Here is a 1,556-nt window from a genome sequence, read left to right as displayed (position 1 = left end):
AGCCGTGTAACGGGAAACTTTTACGCACGGTTTTGAAGACCAACGGGATTGGTGACAATCTCGTTGAGTTTAATACCAAACTAAGTCTGAAAACTGGTTGTAAAAACTTCAATCTTTCCCGAATTAAGGCGATTGCGTACTCAGTAGTATGCAATCGCCTTTTCAATCAATTCTTATCACATGGCTGTACAGAGGACACGGTAATATCCCAATATCTTCTCTACAGCTTTGTGCTGTCTGGTGTTTTGACATCAGTTAATACGCTTTACCCTTGAACACTTTTATAGAACCCATTTGAGATATATACAGGAGGGCAATCGAATTTGGCTGAACTACAAGCTAAGTTACAAATTTTATAGATTGATCGTCAGGATTTTTTTCTTGCTTTTTTTGTCGCTCAACACGACTGTATTGTAGGGTAATGTATCCGTTCCCATCGGAATTGGCAGCCTAAAACTGGGGCTTTTATGAACGAGTTCGCCTAAATCAATGCTTTTCGTTATATCGCCATCTGTTGCAAGATTTGCGGTAAGTTCGCCTTTATAATCTTCAATTAAAAAGTCTCTAAAGAAAACGACTTCCCCAGCATCAGGATCTATACCAAGGATGACCGTACCTCTGAAAGTTGCGCCTTTTCGTTCTTCATCAACCGTTGCCATTGTGATTTCCGAGGGGTCTTGACCGGACAGATGTGCCATAAACTTTTTTCTCTTGCGAATTCTCAACAATTGAAAATGATTTTACAAGAGCGCTATGGGCGATCGCAAAACTCTCAGGACGTATTTCTGCATTGAGTTGATACAAGATACCATCTAAGATTTGTCGCTTTGTCCACTTTGGTGGTCTGGCTTGCTTTTTCTGTGACAATAGTGGTTCAATGATTGCCCACTATGCGTCGCTTAAGCTGCTGGAGTACGGCATTTATTTCTCATTTTACCCGTTCTTCCAAGATCCCAAATGGGTTCTATAAGGCTTCGCCAAATCTAGATTGAGAGTGTTGTGCAAGCACAACAAACTTACTAATAAAAATAGGACGATCGCTGCGTCTGGAAAACTTGCGATCGCTCTTTTACCCATTTAAGAGGTATTTGCTAATGATGACACAAAGTTTAGCCCCTGCGCCAACAAAAGATCCGTTAACCACACAGGATCGCCAAATCATTGCAACCATCGTCAATCAGTCGGACTACTCCAAAAACTGCAAGCCCGAAGATGTAGTAACTATCTGGATCAACAGTGATGATATCGTTTGGGTAAAAATGACCCACGGCTATGCTCGATATCACAAAGAGCCATTCAAACGCGCTGTTGCAGAGGTAAAAGCGAGTCTTTCTGCTCCAGTAAAGTGCAATCACAAAGAATATGAGGAATTAAAACAAGCTTCTGAGAAAATTGGCTTGTTGGGTGATTGTGATTGGCTATCATTGAGCGTTCAATACTATCCTGATAAAGTAATCGGTCACGCTGGTTGTTATATATCTGGACTTTGGACTAAAAGGCTAGAGAAAAGCAGTCAGCAGTAACACTGACTGCCGTAAAGTCAATGAAAGTAATCG

General features: G+C 41.2%; 4 protein-coding genes. 2 read left to right on the top strand and 2 right to left on the bottom strand.

All coding sequences use genetic code 11. The annotated features are described in order from the left end of the window. The coding region (locus G1O98_RS39555) for a hypothetical protein (RefSeq protein ID WP_207794534.1) at positions 1–275 on the top strand (275 nt) is incomplete at its 5' end. A 78-nt stretch (positions 276–353) separates the two neighbouring features. On the opposite strand, the gene G1O98_RS38145 is transcribed toward G1O98_RS39555, so the two are convergent. Together G1O98_RS38145 and G1O98_RS39170 are read right to left on the bottom strand one after the other, a co-directional pair. Then, entirely contained in the window at positions 354–659 is a 306-nt protein-coding gene (locus G1O98_RS38145) for a hypothetical protein (RefSeq protein ID WP_243458672.1), read from the bottom strand. Then, on the bottom strand, positions 646–867 hold the full coding sequence (locus tag G1O98_RS39170) for a hypothetical protein (protein ID WP_175587036.1): 222 nt from the start codon (positions 865–867) through the stop codon (positions 646–648). Before G1O98_RS39170 ends, G1O98_RS38145 begins: the two co-directional genes overlap by 14 nt. A 227-nt stretch (positions 868–1,094) precedes the next feature. On the opposite strand from G1O98_RS39170, the gene G1O98_RS38135 reads away from it, so the two are divergent. Next, on the top strand, positions 1,095–1,523 hold the full coding sequence (locus tag G1O98_RS38135; protein ID WP_243458671.1) for a hypothetical protein: 429 nt from the start codon (positions 1,095–1,097) through the stop codon (positions 1,521–1,523). The last annotated feature ends 33 nt before the right edge of the window (positions 1,524–1,556 follow it).

This window comes from Nostoc sp. UIC 10630, assembly GCF_010747425.1.
GTDB lineage: Bacteria > Cyanobacteriota > Cyanobacteriia > Cyanobacteriales > Nostocaceae > Nostoc.
The sequence above is the reverse complement of the archived record's forward strand: the minus strand, read 5'-3'. Positions and strand labels throughout refer to the sequence as shown.

Coding starts and splice junctions, on each gene's coding strand:
- G1O98_RS38145 (WP_243458672.1), bottom strand. CDS start 659: ATGGCAACGGTTGATGAAGAACGAAAAGGCGCAACTTTCAGAGGTACG.
- G1O98_RS38135 (WP_243458671.1), top strand. CDS start 1,095: ATGATGACACAAAGTTTAGCCCCTGCGCCAACAAAAGATCCGTTAACC.